Origin of the sequence: Bifidobacterium thermacidophilum subsp. thermacidophilum DSM 15837 (genome assembly GCF_000426425.1) — a bacterium.
In the GTDB taxonomy this organism is placed as follows: Bacteria; Actinomycetota; Actinomycetes; order Actinomycetales; family Bifidobacteriaceae; genus Bifidobacterium; species Bifidobacterium thermacidophilum.
The window spans coordinates 91,167-110,559 of the sequence record NZ_AUFI01000013.1 but is presented as its reverse complement, the minus strand read 5'-3'; the positions used below and the strand labels follow the sequence as shown (position 1 = coordinate 110,559).

Genomic DNA, 19,393 nt, shown 5'->3' with positions numbered 1-19,393 from the left:
ACCGCCCTCGCGGACTCCCACGCAGGACAATCAAACACCCCGCACGGAAGCGGGGACCGGACTGGCAATCATTGACTATAAAAAAGTAGTACAGACACGCTCTTGAGTTCTCAAACCACCACCACACACCCGACAAAACCAACCCCCCAAAGGAAGCCGGCCCGCGAGCGGCAGCAAGAGAACAACCTACACCACCAACCCCACCCACGCAAACCAACCACCCAACCACCACCCCACAAACCCTACAAAACACACCCAAACACCGGCGTGTCGAAAACACCACACACAACCAACCAAAACAACAACCAAAACCTCTCATCCTCCCGACACGCCGATATCTTCGAGTATTCTATTCGCATTTATCGCACTGTGCCAGATCTGTTCCTCCCATGGGTCCCTGATTTTGGATAAGCTGTTCTTCATCGTCGGACGGATATCCGCCCGCGACCATATGGAATGATCCATACATGATAATGGCCAGGGGGAATATATGCTTTGCAACACATGTAAGTTCTCAATTGATCATCCAACATCGTCCTGCCCGCGATGCGGTTCGCCGACAACCATCGGTGATGTTGGGCAGCAGCAATCCATACCCGGACGTTTATCAGCACTACTCACCACGACTCGGTCACGGTTGCACCAACTGTTCAGGAACAAGATGGTGATTATCATGGTTGTTCTCGCAGTAGTAGCTGCTGCTGGTTACGGATGCTACACAGTATTGTCTCGCACGATTTTCAGCCCAAACACCCTTGTCAATGAATACCTGGCAGCGATTGCCTCTGGTAACTATCAGCGTGCTACACAACTCGCAGAGCCCAGGCTTCAAGCGAACAAGCGAGCGATGCTCGCCGACAAGGTTGGGCGGGCTGAATCCTCGAGAATCTCCGAGCCTCGCGTCGTTTCGATTCGTCCACGTTCCGACGAGACATTGGCTGTAGATATCTCATATGAATTGAACGGGGAAACCTGCAGTGACGAAATTATACTTGCCCCGGATGGTTCACGATATGTGGTCTTCGACAATTGGAAAATCATCAGGCCGCTACTCAAGCAGGTCTCTTTTAGTGCGCCCAAAGGACAGGACGACTATCTTGTCAACGACGTGAAGCTTAACGCGGAACAAGCTGAAACCACAGGGCATGTCGTTGATGACAGGACGCTGACTTTTACCGCCTATCCGGGAACGTATGTCGTCAAAGCCGATGTCGGGCGGTATTTCAATACGAGTACGGTGACCATTCGTACGAACGAGAACACCCTGTTGTTTGACAGGGAGATTGACGTGGAACCCAATGCGGATTTGGAAGTCGCAATCTCAAAGGAGATGCGAAGCGCATTGAATGAATGCGCGACCATGAAGACGCTGAGGAGCGAAGCATGTCCTTTCGGTTTCACACCGATCTATTGGTCAGGTGAAGATCCCGCCATCAGCAACATCAGCTGGTCGATGGATTTCTATCCGACAATCGACAATGTCGGCATAGATGGGACTTACAGCACCAGATACGACGGAAGGGTGAAACGCACGTTCGAGGCACCGGATGACTTCAACAAGGAAATACGCAGAATGTGGACAGGGTACGAGACTTTCTCGGTCGAGGGGAAATACGCAGTTGATGGGGACAGAGTAGTGGTCGAGATGAACACCTATGGATCATACTTCTGAAAAACCGTAACATGGCATAATACATTTCGGTGTTGAAGCAGGGGGCAATGCAATACAGTCCGTATGAAGTTCAGCGGTTTGACCGGCTTGAAAGCCATCATGGTGTTCGTAAGGTGTTCGTATATTCGGACAGCCCGAAAGCCGGTCACGACCGAACCTGCTTGCCGTGGCAATATAGGTTCGCTGGTTTCACCCAAGCGGGGCTCATGATCATGGCGTCCATCATTGACAAGCGACAACAACCGCAGAGGAGTTTGCCACAAGGTTTGTCGACATCGCACAGTTCCACTAGCACAAACATGCGAAGAGCAAGAGTCACTGATGTGCTTCAACCCACACACCGGTGATTGTAAACTCAGTCGCCGTGCCGTTGCCCCCTGCCGGCGACAACGATAATCACCAGTGCAGAGACACCAAGCGGGATGCCAGGGGTCATACCCTTGACGAACGCACCGAAGTTGCCGCCAATCAGAAGGCCGATATAACAGACGACCCCGAAGACGATGCCGATGACACCGATGATGAGCAGTGCCCTGCGCAGGTTAGTATTCATGATGAATATCCTTCCCCGTGCAGGCATCATCGGACTCTCTTTCAGCGAGCACAATGGCTTTGGCGCTGCCCGTCACAGAAAACGGCACAACACGATGGCCTTGCGCGGCAAGTTCATTCGCAGCGTGCTCGATCGCTGCAGCCATATCGCCGGCTTTCGGATGATACCCAATTTCAACAGTCTGATACATGAGATGCAGTCCTCCTGCTGGCAGGCTAAGGCATGAAAACCTACCCGTCGCGAACAGGAGATGGCAACAAGTTGAACGTCGAGGAATCACTACGAGAGAGGGGAAGCTGGCTAACTGTGCGGGCGGAATACCAGTTGAGGCAACAAGCAGGACTGCCTGTCAGCAAGCAGCATACTGTATTATTGTATTACATTACAGCAATACAGCAATGCGGGCTTGTCACTTGCTGTCCCGCTCCCATGAAACGTCGTCATCATGCTCCTCGAGCACATCATCCAGCATCATTTGCAGTTGCGGGCGGCGTGGGTACATCATCCGCAACCGCTCTCGCTCCCGTACCGCGCGGTCACGAGCACCAAAACATATGCACTGCCTGAAGATACGCTGAATCTTCGCCCGATTCTTCTCGGTATCTTCATGGAGCAGATTGCCATCGGCGTCCTGCAACGGATGCATCAGCATCGAGATCACTGCATCGCGCTGAGATAGCGACACAACCGGCGCAAGCGTATTGAACAGAGAATCCCAGTTCTTGGCACTATCACTCATGAAAATCGGCTCGCATCCACCGACGGGAGGCTTCCGCCGACGAAGATAATTCCACGCGGCATCACCCAGCTGCTCCTGCACAAGCAGCTGTTCGTATGCGACATTGCGATCGTCATACCCGATGAATACCTTGTTGTCGAATTCTTCGAACAGTTCGACAATGCGATCGCGAATTTGCGGCCATTCATCGCCGGCGAGGTCCTTCGCCATGGCAAGGTAGCGGTGCGCAGGAACGATATCGGACACAATCGCGTACACTGCGATTCTCAGCAAGCCCTGGTTGTCGTCGAAATGCTCATACGCAGCCTCCAAGACGTCAAACACTCCTCCGGGCAGGCCGCGCCTGGCAATCTCATCCGGACTTGGAGGGACAGTATTTTCCGCGGTATTGCCATCCTTGTCATTCCCGGCAACGCCGCCACCGGTACCCTCGCGATGATCATTCCCGCCAGCGCGAAGCATCGAGTCCAGATCCTGCCGAGAACTCGCACTCACATGAACGCCTGGATTTCGCTGCAGCCCATCATGTGCGCGCTCAGCTGCGTAGCGCAACGCGGTGGTGACATCCTTCATCCCGAAGTAGCGTTCAAGAATATCTCTGACCGTTTCCCACTGGGGATCGGTTAGCGGATCCTGCTGGAGAAAACGGTACCCGAACCGATAGCTCATCGTCGCAGCAAGCAACGATTCCATAGTTCTGTGTGGCCGCTCCTCGATGAAGTTCTCATCATGGAAGTCATTATTCCTGCTCATTGCTTTCCTCATTCTCGCCGTCAGCGTCATCGGCATCTTCAACTGTTGTTTCCGGCTCTTGCCTGCTCTCCGTGATGCCGCAGTACGGCAGCAACCGCGTATGCAACCATTCGCGCTGCGGAAACATACAAACAATCTGAGTAGCCAATTCATGGGCCATCTCCTCGCCGAACACCGTTTCAATCCTGCTGACCCACGCCACCACATAACGCACCGAGGCATCGTCATTCACTCGGTAGAACTCCGAATCAGGTTGCAGCAGCATCGTGCGCACCCGGTCCTTCCACCGTTCCGGATCGGTTGGCGCCACCAGATCAAACAGATTCAGCAACACTCGGGGATTCGCATTGTGCCGGCAATACGTTGCGGCAGCCTGCGCCAAGTGCTCTTCCCGCAGCAATCGTTCATACGCCGGGTTCCTGCCACCATAGGAAATCTCCAGCGAATGCCGGGACGCGAAGTCGACGATGGCGTCTCGGTCCTCCTGCCAATGCTCCCCCGAGACCTGGCGCAGCCGTTGCACATACACCGCCTCAGGCAGGGTGCGGGCCATGAGGATGTACCTGCGGTACACGTGCCGCAGTCCCTCACGATCGCCAAGACGCTCATATGCGGCTTCAAGGAAAGTGAACCAACCGTGAGGCAGCTGTGCAACGTCTGTGGGGGTGGAACAGCGGAACCAGCAACCGCATGTTGGCATTCGTCTGATTGCCCCGCTGGGCAGAAGTCGATGACCGCTTGGTGTATGAATCGTTCGCGCGAATCAACGACACCAAGTGCAACTGTGAATCAGGCAATCCCAAAGCGTTTTCCAGCACGCGGCGAACCGCTTTCCAATCTTGCTCGTCCAGCACGTCCACGGCTTTCCAACCATTCGCGCCCGGAAACTGATCATTCCAATACCAACGAACGGCCTCTGAAGCATCGTTCGGAAGAGCGGCATCGGTCTGCCGCTCATCTTGCCGGTCCGCAATCGTCAAAAGCACCGCACCCACATGCTTGCAATACGAGTGTTTCTGGCCATAGGGGCAGGTGCACGCGGCCGACATGACCGCACTACCGTGAATGCGGATATCGACATCATAGAATCCGAGCGAGCCTGCCACCTGTGCATGCCACAAATCGGTGTCATCCGTGGATTGTCTGATATCGGTGACCATACCGGCATCACGGTACCCATACGCACGGTCGAGAATCCGCTGGTCAAACAGCGACGAAAAATCCTGAAGTTTGCACATATGCTGGCAGTTCCCCATCTCCGCCTCCATCGATGACGCTGACGTTGCGGATAGTGGTGCAACTGCTGGATACCGTCGTCGTCCATGGTCCCCTCCGATAAGAAAAATGCCACCCTAGTGTGCTTCAGTGAGAGGCATTGGTGGCTTTTAACGTAAATAAGATTAACAGGTCAAACACCATTGCGTCAAAGAAACAAACTCCGTACATGTAGTAGTCTCGACGCCATTTCACCACTAGATACATGCGTCGCCATCAGGGTCACCCATGGTACAGGCGGTGGCCATGCGCAGCCCTGCCCGCGCGGATCGACTGCATGTTCGGTTGAGGCGCACCATGCCGGATGATATGACGGGTTCTACAGGAGCCTGTCGGACGAACGGCTCGCGAGCATTAGGATGGCGGCCGGGGACGGGGTCCGCTAGATCACGGATTGCGTCGACGGATCCACGCAGGGGTGTGAGCGTTGCGTCTGCCCGTTCCATGTCATCGAATGGGTGATGGACGCGCTCGACGAGGCGCGCAGGGACCGTTTGCGCGCCGCTCGCGAACAGGCCGGGAGGATCGCCGGGGCGCGCGGTTGAAACGCAGAAGACCCGAAACCGTACCGGGAGTACCGGTTGAAGGGATTTCTGCGTTCAAGGAACCGTACGTCAAAATCAAACGCCACAAGGAGCACATCCCGGACACGATCCGCCGGGACGTGGACAACGCGAGGGTCGAGGCGAGAAACAACAAGATCAAACTGATCATCTGCGGGGTATAAGGCTACCGGAACATCGGAAACATGATGGACGTAATCCACCCGGTATGCTCCGACATCCGCATCCAGCTTCCCAACCGAATACCACGGCACCCCCGACTGACCCGCCACCAGACACACATTTTGGCCTATAATCCCATTTTGGCCTATAACTCGGGGCCCACCGAGCACGATGCGTCGATGACGCCACCCCGACACGCCGGACCAAAACATACATTTTGTCATTAACTAGGCCCTGCTGGATGACACGCTGATGGAGCAGTCGCGCAAGGTTCATGGGGGTGAAACAGAAACAGCCCCCGGTGACCCGGGGGCTGATGGAGCTCCTGCGGCTGGGCTTGAACCAGCGACCGTCCGATTAACAGTCGGATGCTCTGCCAACTGAGCTACGCAGGAATATCTGCTTTCGCTTTGTCCGTGGGATTAACTCCCGCGCACAATTGATATATTTTACACGTGGCGAGCAGATACGCAAATCGAGCGAGCATTCGGCGTGTCGCCTGTGGTTTCAACGAAAATCGTCCTCAGTACGCCGATTACAAAGGCGCAACATCATGAAATAAACCCGCCTGCGGTGTGACATCCAATCGCACCGCAGGCGGGTTTATCTGCAAACCAATCGGACGAATTCAATGCCTGTCCTTGTGAGGCCCCACTCACACAACGGCCCATCCGACGGCCGTAATCACCCATTTGGCCAATCCATGCACCACCATGTGAGGACTCGCTCACACAACAGCGGATATTTCAATCAGAATCAGCCTCATGACCGGTCAAGGCACAATCCATGCGAGGATGGCTCACACAGAGCCCAGCGGCACAAGCAGAACAAGCCGAACAAGCCGAACGAGTCAGTCTCCCAAGCCAATCCCCTGAGCCAAGCCACACACACAATTGTGAGAGTTGCGAGAATCCGTTCACACACTAATCGTCGTCAGCGGCATGGCCGAGTCGATCGGGAAATCCGGGTCGGACGGCTTGACTCCAGCCTCGACCAGATTTACACCAAGCATCGCGACCATCGCCCCGTTGTCTGTGCACAGCTTGATCTGCGGGATACGAACCTCCACCCCGCAACGCTCTCCTTCTTCAAGCAGCTTGGCTCGCAGCTGGGAGTTTGCTGAAAAACCACCTCCGACAATCAGTGTCTTCGACCCGTATTGTTCGCACCCGTGCATCGCCTTGCGGGCCAACACGCTCGCCACGGAATCCGCCAACGACGCGCACACGTCATCCACCGGGATGGCACGTCCTTCGGCCTGCTGCTCCTCGATCCACCGGGCGACAGCGGTTTTCACGCCGGAGAAGCTGAAATCGTACGAATGCTCCCGCCCGGCCTTACCCTGCGTCAACCCTTGAGGCACGCGGATGGCATGTGGATTGCCCTGCTGCGCGTGCCGGTCGATATGCGGGCCACCCGGATACGGGAATCCCAGCAGGCGCGCAACCTTGTCGAAGCACTCCCCCGCCGCATCATCGAGCGTGGTGCCAACGACATCAATATGCCGCGCGACATCCTCGACATGCAGCAGTGACGTATGCCCGCCGGAAACAATCAGCGCGAGCGTGTCCGGCGGAAATGCGCCGAATTGCAGCTGCGTGACCGCAATATGCCCAATAACATGATTGATACCGTAAATTGGCTTGTGCGCAGCCCATGCAAGCGCTTTGGCTCCGGAAACCCCGACGGCGAGGCATCCGGCGAGGCCTGGGCCTGCGGACACGGCGATCGCATCGACGTCAGAAAGTTCAAGCCCGGCATCCGCGAGCGCCTGCTGGACGCACGGGACGAAGGCTTCGGCATGAGCGCGTGAGGCGATTTCGGGGATGACTCCGCCGTAGCGTGCATGCTCGTTCATGGATGAGGAGACGACGTTGGAAAGCAGAGCGTTGCCTCGAACGATGGCTGCGGCGGTTTCGTCGCAGGTGGATTCAATGCCGAGAATGGTTGGCTGGTTCATGGTTGATTCCTTTGGATGCTGATCATATGCGTTGCACTGCATGCCGTTCACGCTTGCTGTTTTTTCGTGCTGTTCGTACGTTTCTCAAGGCGTCTCACGGGTCATGTCGCATGCCGCCCGTCGCGTCATCACTGGGAAGCGCAAATCCGGCGATATGCGGCGTCAAATCGAGCGCCATGGTGTAGGCGTCGACGTTGTCCGGCTGATAGTAGTGTTTGCGCCTGCCGAGCGTGGTAAACCCTTGATGCCGGTACAGCGCCAGTGCGGGTTCATTGTCGACGCGCACTTCGAGCAGGATGCGACGGGCGCCCTGCGTTCGCGCGCGGCCGATCAGCCCGCCCAGCAGCCGTGTGGCGATGCCCTGGCCTTGGTATGGGCGGGCGACGCCTATGGTCATGATCTCAGCGTCGTCACCGTCGTACCAGTAGCCGGCATATCCGCGGATAGGCAGGGTTCCGGGCTGTGCCGCCATCGAATGGTCGATGTCGGGATCAGAAACGATATCAATCAGATACGTGCGCGCGGGTGCGTCGAGTTCTTGGCGAATCATGGTGCTTGTCCACGATCCACGCCCGAACAGGTCGCGTTCGAGCCCGGCGAGGGTAGCGATCAGCGGTTCGCGTTCGAGTGTGGTGTAGTCGACGATCATGGCTGTCGGTCCGTATGTCTTGTGTCCCGGTTCAGCTACGTGGTCAACGGCTGTCGGCTGCGGTTGCGGCGCCGTGATTGAGCACGTGTTTGAGCGGATTGGGGATGGACACATCGGGCCGGCGCAGATACAGGGGTTCTGCGCTTGCCGGGGTCGCTCCCGCGTTGAGCTGGGTCAGGGCCAGTTCAGCGAGGGCCCGCAACCCTGGTTCGCCTTGTTCCGGCAGGGATGCATCGAGGACGGTGCCTAGGTGTTCGAGCTGGTTCCAAGCTTGGCTGTAGCGTTGGGCACCATGTCCGATGACGTCGACGATGATGTCAATCTGTCTGCCGGGCCCGTCGGTCTCCCGCAGCTGTTGGACGACGGCGTTCACCCGTTGCACGATATTGTCCGGGTAGTCAATATCCATGCCGATCAACGTGGCGATACGGCCGCGTTCTTCCACAGGTTGCGAGGTGCGCAACGCGTTAAGGTAGGCTTCCGAGTCGACGAGCTGGAAGTACAGTTGGCGGCGCCTGGCATCGTTGACGGCAAGAATGAGCCTGTGCGGCCCGTCCGAATCGGGGTCGCTGTCTTGCGTCTGTTCGCCGGTGATGGATGCGAGGCTGCCGTCTTCCTTGCGCAGGAGGCCGAGTAGCGCCTGCGCGTCGAGAATGTTCTGCCCGATCAGCTGGGCACCGGTCGCAAAAGCGAGCGCTTTGGCGGTGACGATTCCCGCCCTGAGCCCGGTAAACGGCCCCGGACCGGTGCCTACAATGATGCGGCTAATGTCCTGCGGCTGGATGTTCGCCTGCTCGCAGGCGCGACTGATATTGACTTGGAGGCGTTCGACATGGGTTCGTGAGTCGGTTTCGATGATGGGCTCGTACCCGACGAGCCCCACCGTCGAACCATATGATGTGTCGATGACCAGCGTATGCGTCATGGTGCCTCCTGCGTGTTTGCGGATCCTCAGTTACTTTACTCTTGTCGCGCGGGTGATGCTCGGGCGTTGAAACTTGCAGCGCCCGAGCAAGGACGTGAACGGCGCTTACCGGAGGTCGGCGATGACGTCAATCCGTCGCCGCCATGGTTGACCGACGGGGATGAGTTCGACGGTTCTGATGCCGTCGCTGGTCAGTTCCGGCGTGGCGCTTTCCGCTCCCCTGTCATGGTGCGAGGCGGCTGGCAAGGGCCTGCCGATGTGGATGTCGAGCCGTTCGTCGGCGAGCGCGGCAGCCATTTGTTCCCCCCATTCCATGAGGATCACGGTGTTGTCGCTCGGGTTGTCGAGTTCTTCGTCAAGGCCGATGGATTCGAGCTCGTCAAGCAGCCGGTCCGTGCTGTCTTGTCCCGGCGCGTACGCGTTTCCACCCAGCCGGTAGGCGTCGACATGGATGAGGGTTGCCGGCGTACCGTCGGAGAATCGGCCGTGCAGTTCGCGTGCGATGGTGAATGTGGGCGACACGACGGGCTCGTCGGCGTGCAGTCCGGCGCCGATGCCTTGGGCAAGCGTGGTTTTCCCGGCTCCCAGCGGCCCGGACAGGAGCAGGACGTCACCGCCGTGCAGCATGCTGCCGATGCGGATGCCGAGCGCGCGCATCGCGTCGGCGGTGGGGACTTCGACGCTCAGCGTCGTGCCAGTCTCGCTGTGGGCTGTGTCGGCGCCGCCCACGTTGGTATGGGTTGTACCGGTATAACTTGCGTTTGGATTGATGGTGTGTGTCATGGTGTGTTCTCGATGTCTGGTTGTTCGGTGTGTCCGGTTCTTGTTCAGGCCACTGGCCTGCCTTTGCGGGCGATGAGCTGGATGGCTTGTTCGAGCGCGTACACGGGGTCGCCGCCGTTGGTTTTGCTTTGTTCGTCGGCCCAGGCGAGCTGTTGGATGCATGCGGACAGCCCTGCGGAGGTCCAACCGGTCAGCTGGCGCATGGTGTTGCGCATGACCCATGGGTTGGTTTTCGCTTCAGCCACGGAAATGGTGCCCGCTCGCACGGCTGACGCCTTGGCGATGGTGCGCAGTTTCAAGGCGAGTGCGCCGATAAGCGCAATCGGATCGGTGCCCTGTTGGACAGCCGACCGCATGGCGATGATGGCTTGTGTGGTGTTGCCCGCCATGGCGGTGTCGGCGACGGTGAAGCCGGTGACCTGCGGGTTGGCGGTCAGATACTGGTTCACACGATCAAGCCCGATGGGGTCATCGTCGAAATCGAAGCACAATTGTTCGCACATGGCGGCGAGCTCGCCAGTACGCTCTCCAAGGACCGCGACAAGTTGCTGCGCGGCCGCAGGCTCAATCCGCCGGTGCCGTTGTTCGAATTGCGAGGTGACGAACTGGACTTTAGCCTTCGCATTTTTCAGGTCGGCTGGCTTGTCGACACGCGCTCCGGCGCGAGTGAGCTCGTCGAGCAGCCGTTTGCCTTTGGGGCCGCCTTCATGCTGAGCGATGACAATGCTTGCCTGCCCGGGATCGGCGATTGCCTGCTTACAGTAGGCGACCATGCTGTCGCCGAGCTGTTCGTCGGCGTTCTGCATATTGGTGACGGTCACGATGGATACCGGTGACAGCAGCGAGGGACTGACGGCTTCGTCGAAGGCATAACGGTCTGCCGTTGAGGCATCGAGCTCCACGGTTTCGGCGTCGGGCCGCGCGGCTGAGGCCTGTCGGCGCATATCGCGTACGGCTTCCTCGTTGAGGTAGGAATCCCCGCCGCAGACGATGCAGAACGGCGGGAAAGTGTGTTTCGTGGCTGCCATGGTTCCAATCTCGCTGCATCGGTGGACATCTTCGGGTGTGTGAGGTATCGGGATACGACAAGTCATCGATTGTGCCGGTGCCATTGGTCGTCGATCATACCGCGTGTTTCGGTAAGCCATGCCCCAATCTTCCCGCATGCCCGCCATGGGCGTCCCACCGGAGTGCAACCCGCACGGCTGTTGTCCGCGATCGGCGGGCGCGGCCGTCGTGCGTGTCCGGGATTCATGAAGGTGCGGTATGTATCCTGCCCGGATTGTTCCCGGCCCGCTCGCGGGCGACCATAGCGTATTGCACAGTCGCCGATGGCCTGCGCCCCCGAACGGATGATGCCGGGCAGCACCATGATGACCGCTTGCACGGTGAGTGCCAGTAGCGCCCCCGGGATGCCGGACGGCCATGCCAACGCCGTCCATGTCGGGGCCGCGCACACATGGGCGGTCCACGCCATGATGGCGGTGCCGCAACTAGCCAGCCATGCGGCAGCGAACGCCAAAGCCGGCACGAAAGGCGCGAGTATCAGCGCAATCAGCCCGGTGATGGTGGCCCAGCTGACAAACGGCGCCACCATGATGTTGGCGAGGACGGACAGCAGCGGAATCTGCGGTTCCATAAGAATTTGTATGGGCAAGGTGAATATCTGCGCGGACAGGGTCGTTGCGACCGCTTGACTTGCCGTGTGCGGCAGTCGGCGATCCAATCGCCGTTGCAACGGCGGGGTACACAGGGTGATGCCGAGCACCGCCGCACTGGAGAGCGCATACCCGTAGCTTGCGGATTTTCCCGGAGCGAGCGCCAACACCATAATCGTGGTCCATGCGAGCGCGCTGGCAGTCTGCGGGGGACGGCCGAGAAGCATACCGATGGCGCTGAACGTTCCCATGATCTGGGCGCGCAGCACGGAATCCGACGGGTACACGAGGATGGCGAGCCCCTGATAGGCTGCGATAACACCAATTGCGGCAACAGGGCGTGGCAGGCGGATGGCGGCGCCCAGCCATTGGGCCAGTTGGGCGACGAGGATGAAATGCCCGCCGGACACGGCCATCAGGTGCATGATGCCACTCGTGCGGAATTCCTGTTCGACCCGTGCCGCATACGTGGTGTCCGGCTGTTCCAAGGCGCCCGGACCGATGTAATCCTGACCAAGCAAGCCGCAAGTCAATCCCGGCACGAGAATCCGGCCTTGATCCGACAGTCCCGCGGTCACGGCGGCGAAGCTGTGGCGCATCCGATTGGCAAGAGAGCGGGCAGGTTGCGGCGCGCGCGTAATCCCGGTGTGGGTAAGGTCATCCACCCACAACGGTCGACTGCCGAATGCGGCTGGGCTCACGCTTGCCTGTGTGCGAATCTGCATGCCGTGGTCGAGGCTGATACAGGTGTCGCCATTGGCAAACAGCCGTGCGCTCGCATGCGAGGGTGTCACGCGCGCAGCTTCATGCACACCGATGATGGTGACATCCGCCTGGCAATCAGCCCCGCGTCTCGATGATGCGGTCATCGGCGTGTCGATACGCATATCAAGCATGGATAGTCGCGGCGCTGGGGCCTGTTGGGCCACACGCATGGCCGGATCACGTTGTTGCGTCCGCTGGTGGGCACTTGAGACCAGTATTCCTGCCCCGCTCGCCGTAAGGACCATGACCAGCAGCACGATGCCTGCGCCTGTGGGAACCGTGCCCCGCCATGCGGTGCGGATAATGCGGCCAAGACTACGGCGGGCGTATATCATCGCTGCGAGCAATGCGAGGCTGACAGGAAAAACCACAAGAAGAACGGGCATCATGGACGCCGTCCATACCGTGGCGCCCGGGGAGGCGCCAGCAACGGGGTTGGCACGGTTGCAGACTGCCGAGGCGGCGAGCTCCCCCGCCCACATGGCAATGGCGACAGGTAGCAGTCTCAGATCGCGGCGGCCATCGAGCCGCATTCCGGTTGACGTCCGGCTCATCGGACGACCGCCTGGGCTCGCAGTTTTTCGAGGGTTTTCGCCCCGATGCCGCTGACGTTGAGCAGATCGTCGACGCTGGAGAACCGGCCATGCTCATTCCTGTAGTCGATGATGCGTTGCGCGGTGACCGGACCGACGCCGTTCAAGGTTTGCAGCTGTGCAACATCCGCAGTGTTGATGTCGATACGCCCGTCATCCGTTGCAGTCGGTGTCGGCGCAGGCGCGTCGGACTGTTGTACGGCACCGGATCGTCCGCTCTGCCCGTCTTCCCCTGCCTGCGACTGCCCGCCGGCCACCGTGCCGGCATCTGGCGTCGCGTCGTTCGGGGACGCGAAAGCCGATCCCGTGGTAGGGGCGGCGGGTATATGGGTTGCGGCATCGTGCGCGTCAAGCCGTGCAAGATTGACGGATTGCCGAATCAGGAGCCCCAAACTGGCGCATAACGCACCAATGAGTATGAGCATGATGATGGCGGCCTGACCGGGGGTGCAGGTCAGTCGCGGGCGACGTTCCCCCGGCGTGTCTTGGCATGCCGCGTCCGCGTCTGTGCTTCTCACCCCAGCGAGCGCGGCGAGACTGGTATGCCCCGTGCCGGTTGCTGGTCCGGCTGATTCGCCGGCAGGCGCCAGACCTGTCTCAGATGCGGTCACTGAGGCAGTGTTCGTTTTGGTCCCGCCGGCGGACTCAGCCGCCGCCCCTGCTCTACAAGGCGGCGGAGGCGGCGAAAGCAGACTGCCCGGGGACGCGTCATCATACTCGGAAAATACAACACCCATGTCTCCAGCATGCCGGGGACATGGGTGCTTTGCACGCCGTCAAGGCAAATGTGGTCAAAGGATGATTCCCTGATGCGGGAACGCCTTTGGCCGGCGAATTACTCCGCCGGGACGATCGACACGATCTTCGGGGCCTTGACAATCACCTTGCGTGGTTCCTTGCCGCCGAGACGGTCGGCGACCGCTTCGAGTGCGCGCTTGCGCAACTCTTCGGGCTCGATATCGGGGCTGACCTCCAGCTTGGCTCGGATCTTGCCCTTGATCTGTACGACCGCGGTGACCGTATCCTGGCCGACGTAGCGTTCATCAGCCTTCGGCCACGGCTCGTGGGCGAGCGACTCGTCGTGTCCCAGACGGTTCCACAGTTCCTCGCAAATATGCGGGGCGATCGGCGAGAGCATGAGGATCAGCGGCTCCACGGCGGCGCGCGGGACGGCCTTCAAACCAGTCAAGTGGTTGTTGAGCACGATGAGCTTGGCGATTGCCGTGTTCGGGCGCATGTTCTCCATTTCCACGGTCACGTCGGCAATCGTGTTGTTCAGGAGCTTCAGGGTCTTCTCGTCCATCGGATCGTCGGAGACCTTGACTTCGCCGGTGTTCTCGTCGACCACGTTACGCCACAGGCGCTGCAGGAAACGCATGCCGCCGATCACGTTGCGCGTGTTCCACGGGCGGGACTCGTCCAGCGGGCCCATGCTCATCTCATACAGGCGGAAGGTGTCGGCACCGTAGTTCTCGTACATGTAGTCCGGGGTGACGATGTTCTTCAGGCTCTTGCCCATCTTGCCGAACTCGCGGTTCGCATGCTGGCCATGCCAGGTGAAGGTCGGCTCGCCGTCCGGGCCGGCCGGGCCTTCCTCGACCTCGTCGGCGGGCACGTACTGTCCGCGGTCGTCCGTGTAGGCGTAAGCCTGAATCATGCCCTGGTTGAACAGCTTGTGGAACGGTTCCGGCGAGCTGACATATCCCAGATCGTACAGGACCTTGTGCCAGAAGCGCGAATACAGCAGGTGCAGCACCGCATGCTCCACACCGCCGATGTACAGGTCGACACCGCCGGATTCGCCTGCGGTCTTGTTGTGATGCGGGCCCATCCAGTAGTTGAACTCGTCGGTCTCCACCATATGCTCGGCGTCTTTGGGGTCGATGTAGCGCATGTAGTACCAGCAGGAGCCTGCCCAGTTCGGCATGGTATTCGTGTCGCGATGGTACTGCTTGGGACCGTCGCCCAGGTCGAGGGTGATGTTCACCCAGTCGTCGTTGCGGCTGAGCGGTGCCTCCGGGTTGGATTCGGCGTCCTCGGGGTCGAAGGTCTTCGGGCTGTAGTCCGGCACGTCAGGCAGGTTGATCGGCAGCATGCTGTCGGGCAGCAAGTGCGGCACCTCGTCCTCGTCGTAGACGATCGGGAACGGCTCGCCCCAGTAGCGCTGGCGGCTGAACAGCCAGTCGCGCAGACGGTAGCTGACCGTACCCTTGCCAACACCGGCGGCTTCCAGCCAACCGATGACCTTGTCGATCGCCTCGTCAACACGCAAACCGTCGAGCGACAGGTTGTCGCCCTTCGCATAAGTGGAGTCGGTCGAAGAGTTGATGACGATGCCGTCGTGGGAGACGAACGGGGCCTTACCTTCATAGTTGTCGAGGTCGTCGTTTGAGCCGGGCAACGGCTTGACGGTGTAGATGACCGGCAGACCGAACTTGGCGGCGAAATCGTAATCGCGCTGGTCGCCGCCAGGCACCGCCATAATTGCGCCGGTGCCGTAATCCATGAGCACGTAGTCGGCGGTGAAGATTGGCAGCCGCTTACCGGTAATCGGGTTGGTCGCGTATAGGCCGGTGAACAGGCCGGTCTTCTCGCCGCCCTCGTCGACACGGTCCTTGGCGGTTTTCGCCTCAGCAGCAAGCCGGTACGCGTGCACAGCCTCCTTCGGGGTCGCGTACCCGCCCTTCCATGCTTCAGGCACATCTTGCGGCCAAGCGGCGGGAACATGCTCAAGCAGTTCATGCTCCGGGGAGACCACCGCGAAGGTGGTGCCGAACAGGGTATCGGGACGTGTCGTATAGACTTCCATATCCTGTTCGCCGTCTTCCGAGGCGACCGGGAAGTGTACAGCGGCGCCGCGGGATTCGCCGATCCAGTTGCGCTGCATGAGCTTGACCTTCTCAGGCCAGTCGATGGTGTCGAGATCTTGGATCAGGCGGTGGCCGTACGCGGTGATGCGCATCGACCACTGGCGCAGCTCGCGCTGGAAGACCGGATAGTTGCCGCGTTCGGAGCGACCTTCCGCAGTGACTTCCTCGTTCGCAAGAACCGTGCCAAGGCCCGGGCACCAGTTGACCGGGGACTTGGAGATGTAGGCGAGACGGAAATCGTTGAGCACGTCGGCCTGCTGGCGGGCGTTGAGGTCACTCCACGCCTTACCTTCGAAGCCGGGAATCGGCTTGGCACCGGACTTGAACTTCTCGACCAGTTCGCTGATTGGGCGGGCAGAACCCTTGCCGCCGTCGCGGCGAACGAAATCAGGGTCGTACCAAGCATCGTAGATGCGGGAGAAAATCCATTGCGTCCAGCGCATGTAATCAGGGTCGATGGTCGCGAAGCTGCGGCGGTTGTCGAAGCTCAGCCCCATGCGATGCAGCTGGCGGCTCATATTCGCGATATTCTGCTCCGTGGTGACGCGTGGATGCTGGCCGGTCTGGACCGCATACTGCTCGGCCGGCAGACCGAAAGCGTCATAACCCATGGCATGCAGGACATTCTCGCCCTTCATGCGGTGGTAGCGGCTGACCACGTCGGTGGCCAGATATCCGAGCGGGTGGCCGACGTGCAGGCCCTTGCCGGACGGGTAGGGGAACATGTCCATGGCGAAGTAGGGGGTGCGGCCGTCGGCGTTCTTGCCGTTGCCGTCCGTCAGGTCACCCTTGACATTCGCTGCCCAGAACGTGCCCTGCTCGTCCCAGGTCTTCTGCCACTTTTCCTCGATGGTCTGTGCGAGCTTCGCGTTATAGCGGTACGCTGGCTCGCTTTCGTGTGCTTGCGTGTTGTCGGTCATAAACAAGGATTATTGCCGCACAACGGGACACGACGCGAGTGCCTATCCATTATCCGAACGTATTGTCGGCGGGTTGAGCTTCGCGGACGGGTGGTAACCGAGCTGATTGGTCATTTCATCGGCGAAAGAGCGCCAAGTGCCGGAGGTGACCATCTGCTTGAGGATCGCGTCGATTTTCGAGGCGAGTGCGCTCTCCCCCGCCTTGACGCTTACGGCGTGCAAGGACGTGCCGAATCGGCCGGATACAACGTGCAGATACTGCGACCCTTCGTTCGCGGCGAGACCGGCGAGCGCCGCGTCATCGCCGCTGACTGCGTCAGCCCCCCCGACGAGCAGCGCGGTGACGCATTGCAGGTAGGTCGCACGCTCCTGGATGCGCGCCTTGGGCTGGAGGCTGCGAATGCCGTCGGAAGCTCCCGACCCGGTGACGGTGCACACGGTATGGCCTGCCAGGTCATCGGTGCCGGCAATCGTGTCGGCGTCGTCGGCGCGGACGAGCAGTCCTTGCGCGGCGCTCAAATACGGGCCGGCGAAGGTTGTGGCGTCGTCGCTGGAGGTGATTCCAATCGGCAGGGGCGCCGCGACGATGTCGACGAAGCGGTCGTTGAGTCGTTTGCTGTAATCGGAGACGGTGACCGACCTGAACATGATCTGCTTTTTCGCATAACCGAGCTCGTTGGCCACGTAGGTGGCGACATTCACGTCGAATCCGGAGTAGGAGCCGTCGTGCAAGCGGCTCAATCCCGGCATGTCTGCGGCGACGCCGATGGTGATGGTCGGGCCTTCCGGCAGATTGGCGGACGCGTCTGAGGCATCTTCGCAACCTGTCAGGGATGCGGCCGCGAGGGCGCAGCAAAGCACGGTGGCAAGTATTCGTCGTGGTGTGCGCATCTGATCACCTCCGTTGTGCGTATCGCGGCTACGCGTGTCGCAGTGGTATGCGTCGCCGTTGCGAGTGTCGCCGCCATATGCCGCTGCCGTGTGTCACCGGCCTGCGAATCACCGCCGGCGATGGCGAGCTCTGGTGTCTGACCTTACCTTCTGGTGTCTACCTAGGCGGTATGCCGATCGGCAGGCACCCGGGCTCAGGCTCACATCACTTGAACAGACGGGAACGGGCGAGGAACCACGCAGTCAGGCCGCCCGCGGCAATGGCGAGGACGATGACGATAAGGAAGCCCCATTTGCTGGCCGTCAGCGGCATACCGAGCATGCCGGTCTGGAAGTTCATGCCGTACATGGAGAACACGAGCGTCGGAATGGACAACGCGATGGAGATGATGGTGAAGATGCGCATCACATTGTTCAGGTTGTTGGACACGATCGAAGCGAAGGCGTCGGTCATGTTCGCGAGGACCCCGCTGTAAATGTTCGCCATCTCGATTGCCTGCTTGTTTTCGGTGATGACATCGTCGAGCAGATCCTCGTCCTCTGGGTATTGCTTAATCCGTGAGAGCGTGGTGAGTTTTTCCATCACGATTTCGTTGGATTTCAAGCTTGTGGTGAAGTAGACCAAGGTCTTGCTCAATTCGAGCAACATGAGGATTTCACGGTTCTGCATCGAGTGACGCAAACGCAGTTCGAGTTTGTCGGTTTCGCGGTCGATGATGCGCAGGTATCGCAGGTACATCGTGGCGTTGCGGTACAGGATCTGCAGGATGAATCGCGACTTCATATATGTGTTGAAGCCGCGGATGGTGCCCTCCATGAAGGGGTGGAGGACGGGCGTGTCCCGCATGCACACGGTGATGATGAGGTTCTGGGTGACGATAATCGACAACGGGATGGTCTCGTACCAGTCACGGCCGCTGCGTTCCTCGACGGTCGGGATGTCGACGATGATCATCGTGTAATCGTCTTCGGCGTCCACGCGGGAACGTTCCTCGTCATCGAGCGGGGCGCGCAGGTCGGCCAGATCGATGCCGGTTTCCTGGGAGACCGTGGCGAGCTCCACGTCGGTCGGCTCCGAAAGACATAGCCATGCGCCATTTTCCGGTTTCTCGATCTGCTCCACTTGACCGTTGATGGTGCTGAACATTCTCAGCATGCGCTCACCTGCCTTTCATCTATGCTCTCGCCGTACGCGAATCGTGCGCCTGAGCCACCATCCTTCTGTGGATGTTCCGCGGCCTGACTCCAAACGAGTCGCGGCGACCGCCGAAGAATCCCAAATAAGCATAATCCCTCACGGCTGGGACGAAACCGTCTTCCCGCGGTTTCACCCCATGACGTAACGCGATGTTCAGCGCGCGTTTGTTTCACAGCCACCCGGGGGTTGGGTCGCGGGTTGTCGGGTGCGCTGCGCGAAGCGCGTTTTGGAGAAAACACACAAGACCACGCCGCAGGGAACCGCGGGTTACCGGTTACGCTACGCGGTGCACGGGCTTGCGAGCATACCGACCACAGCGATATCCGCCATATGACCGTCGGATGGAATCTCAACATCTCGCCGATACGACCGATTTCATCGAGAAATTGAGAAGAAAGTCTCAATATCTCTCCACGAAGGAGCCCTCCTGCGTTTTTTAAGAACCAGTCACTCTCATCTCAAAC

16 protein-coding genes and 1 tRNA gene are annotated in these 19,393 nt (G+C 59.6%); 1 reads left to right on the top strand and 16 read right to left on the bottom strand.

Going from position 1 to position 19,393, the window contains the following annotated elements:
• The first annotated feature begins 661 nt into the window (after positions 1–661).
• Positions 662–1,672, top strand: coding sequence for a hypothetical protein (locus K315_RS0108680; RefSeq protein WP_029577097.1), 1,011 nt, complete (start codon positions 662–664; stop codon positions 1,670–1,672).
• 355 nt (positions 1,673–2,027) lie between these two features.
• Here the strand turns inward: K315_RS0108680 and K315_RS0108675 are convergent, their stop codons facing one another.
• From K315_RS0108675 to K315_RS0108590, 16 genes are all read right to left on the bottom strand, one after another.
• Positions 2,028–2,225: a hypothetical protein gene (locus tag K315_RS0108675; protein WP_029577096.1), complete on the bottom strand. Its 198-nt coding sequence runs from the start codon at positions 2,223–2,225 to the stop codon at positions 2,028–2,030.
• A complete protein-coding gene (locus tag K315_RS0108670) occupies positions 2,215–2,415 on the bottom strand; it encodes a hypothetical protein (protein WP_029577095.1) in 201 nt (66 codons plus the stop codon). Before K315_RS0108670 ends, K315_RS0108675 begins: the two co-directional genes overlap by 11 nt.
• Before the next feature lie 219 nt (positions 2,416–2,634).
• Positions 2,635–3,717 carry a hypothetical protein gene (locus K315_RS0108665; RefSeq protein ID WP_162142823.1) on the bottom strand — a complete coding sequence of 361 codons (1,083 nt, stop codon included), beginning with the start codon at positions 3,715–3,717 and terminating at the stop codon, positions 2,635–2,637.
• Entirely contained in the window at positions 3,704–4,270 is a 567-nt protein-coding gene (locus tag K315_RS0108660; protein ID WP_029577093.1) for a hypothetical protein, read from the bottom strand. The genes K315_RS0108665 and K315_RS0108660 overlap by 14 nt, the downstream gene beginning before the upstream one ends.
• Before the next feature lie 64 nt (positions 4,271–4,334).
• Positions 4,335–4,955: an SWIM zinc finger family protein gene (locus K315_RS0108655; RefSeq protein WP_152571463.1), complete on the bottom strand. Its 621-nt coding sequence runs from the start codon at positions 4,953–4,955 to the stop codon at positions 4,335–4,337.
• Between the two features lie 1,084 nt (positions 4,956–6,039).
• Positions 6,040–6,112, bottom strand: a tRNA-Asn gene (locus K315_RS0108640).
• Positions 6,113–6,633: 521 nt separating this feature from the next.
• On the bottom strand, positions 6,634–7,677 hold the full coding sequence (gene tsaD / locus K315_RS0108635; protein ID WP_029577090.1) for a tRNA (adenosine(37)-N6)-threonylcarbamoyltransferase complex transferase subunit TsaD: 1,044 nt from the start codon (positions 7,675–7,677) through the stop codon (positions 6,634–6,636).
• Between the two features lie 94 nt (positions 7,678–7,771).
• Positions 7,772–8,326, bottom strand: a complete 555-nt coding sequence (rimI, locus tag K315_RS0108630; protein WP_029577089.1) for a ribosomal protein S18-alanine N-acetyltransferase — start codon at positions 8,324–8,326, stop codon at positions 7,772–7,774.
• A 43-nt stretch (positions 8,327–8,369) separates the two neighbouring features.
• Positions 8,370–9,251: a tRNA (adenosine(37)-N6)-threonylcarbamoyltransferase complex dimerization subunit type 1 TsaB gene (tsaB, locus tag K315_RS0108625; protein WP_029577088.1), complete on the bottom strand. Its 882-nt coding sequence runs from the start codon at positions 9,249–9,251 to the stop codon at positions 8,370–8,372.
• Between the two features lie 105 nt (positions 9,252–9,356).
• Positions 9,357–9,908 carry a tRNA (adenosine(37)-N6)-threonylcarbamoyltransferase complex ATPase subunit type 1 TsaE gene (tsaE, locus tag K315_RS0108620; protein ID WP_044085668.1) on the bottom strand — a complete coding sequence of 184 codons (552 nt, stop codon included), beginning with the start codon at positions 9,906–9,908 and terminating at the stop codon, positions 9,357–9,359.
• A 170-nt stretch (positions 9,909–10,078) separates the two neighbouring features.
• Positions 10,079–11,062 (bottom strand): DNA polymerase III subunit delta, encoded by a 984-nt coding sequence (gene holA / locus K315_RS0108615; protein WP_029577086.1) that lies wholly within the window; start codon positions 11,060–11,062, stop codon positions 10,079–10,081.
• 62 nt (positions 11,063–11,124) lie between these two features.
• Complete coding sequence (locus K315_RS09795) at positions 11,125–13,011, bottom strand: ComEC/Rec2 family competence protein (RefSeq protein WP_029577085.1); 1,887 nt, start codon at positions 13,009–13,011, stop codon at positions 11,125–11,127.
• The gene (locus K315_RS0108605; protein WP_029577084.1) at positions 13,008–13,661 is read right to left on the bottom strand and encodes a ComEA family DNA-binding protein; all 654 of its coding nucleotides are present in this window, start codon (positions 13,659–13,661) and stop codon (positions 13,008–13,010) included. The genes K315_RS09795 and K315_RS0108605 overlap by 4 nt, the downstream gene beginning before the upstream one ends.
• 224 nt (positions 13,662–13,885) lie before the next feature.
• Positions 13,886–16,840 carry a leucine--tRNA ligase gene (gene leuS / locus K315_RS0108600; RefSeq protein WP_029577083.1) on the bottom strand — a complete coding sequence of 985 codons (2,955 nt, stop codon included), beginning with the start codon at positions 16,838–16,840 and terminating at the stop codon, positions 13,886–13,888.
• A gap of 42 nt (positions 16,841–16,882) precedes the next feature.
• Complete coding sequence (locus tag K315_RS0108595) at positions 16,883–17,731, bottom strand: transporter substrate-binding domain-containing protein (RefSeq protein ID WP_029577082.1); 849 nt, start codon at positions 17,729–17,731, stop codon at positions 16,883–16,885.
• A 205-nt stretch (positions 17,732–17,936) separates the two neighbouring features.
• Positions 17,937–18,887, bottom strand: coding sequence for a magnesium transporter CorA family protein (locus tag K315_RS0108590; RefSeq protein ID WP_029577081.1), 951 nt, complete (start codon positions 18,885–18,887; stop codon positions 17,937–17,939).
• Positions 18,888–19,393: the final 506 nt, after the last annotated feature.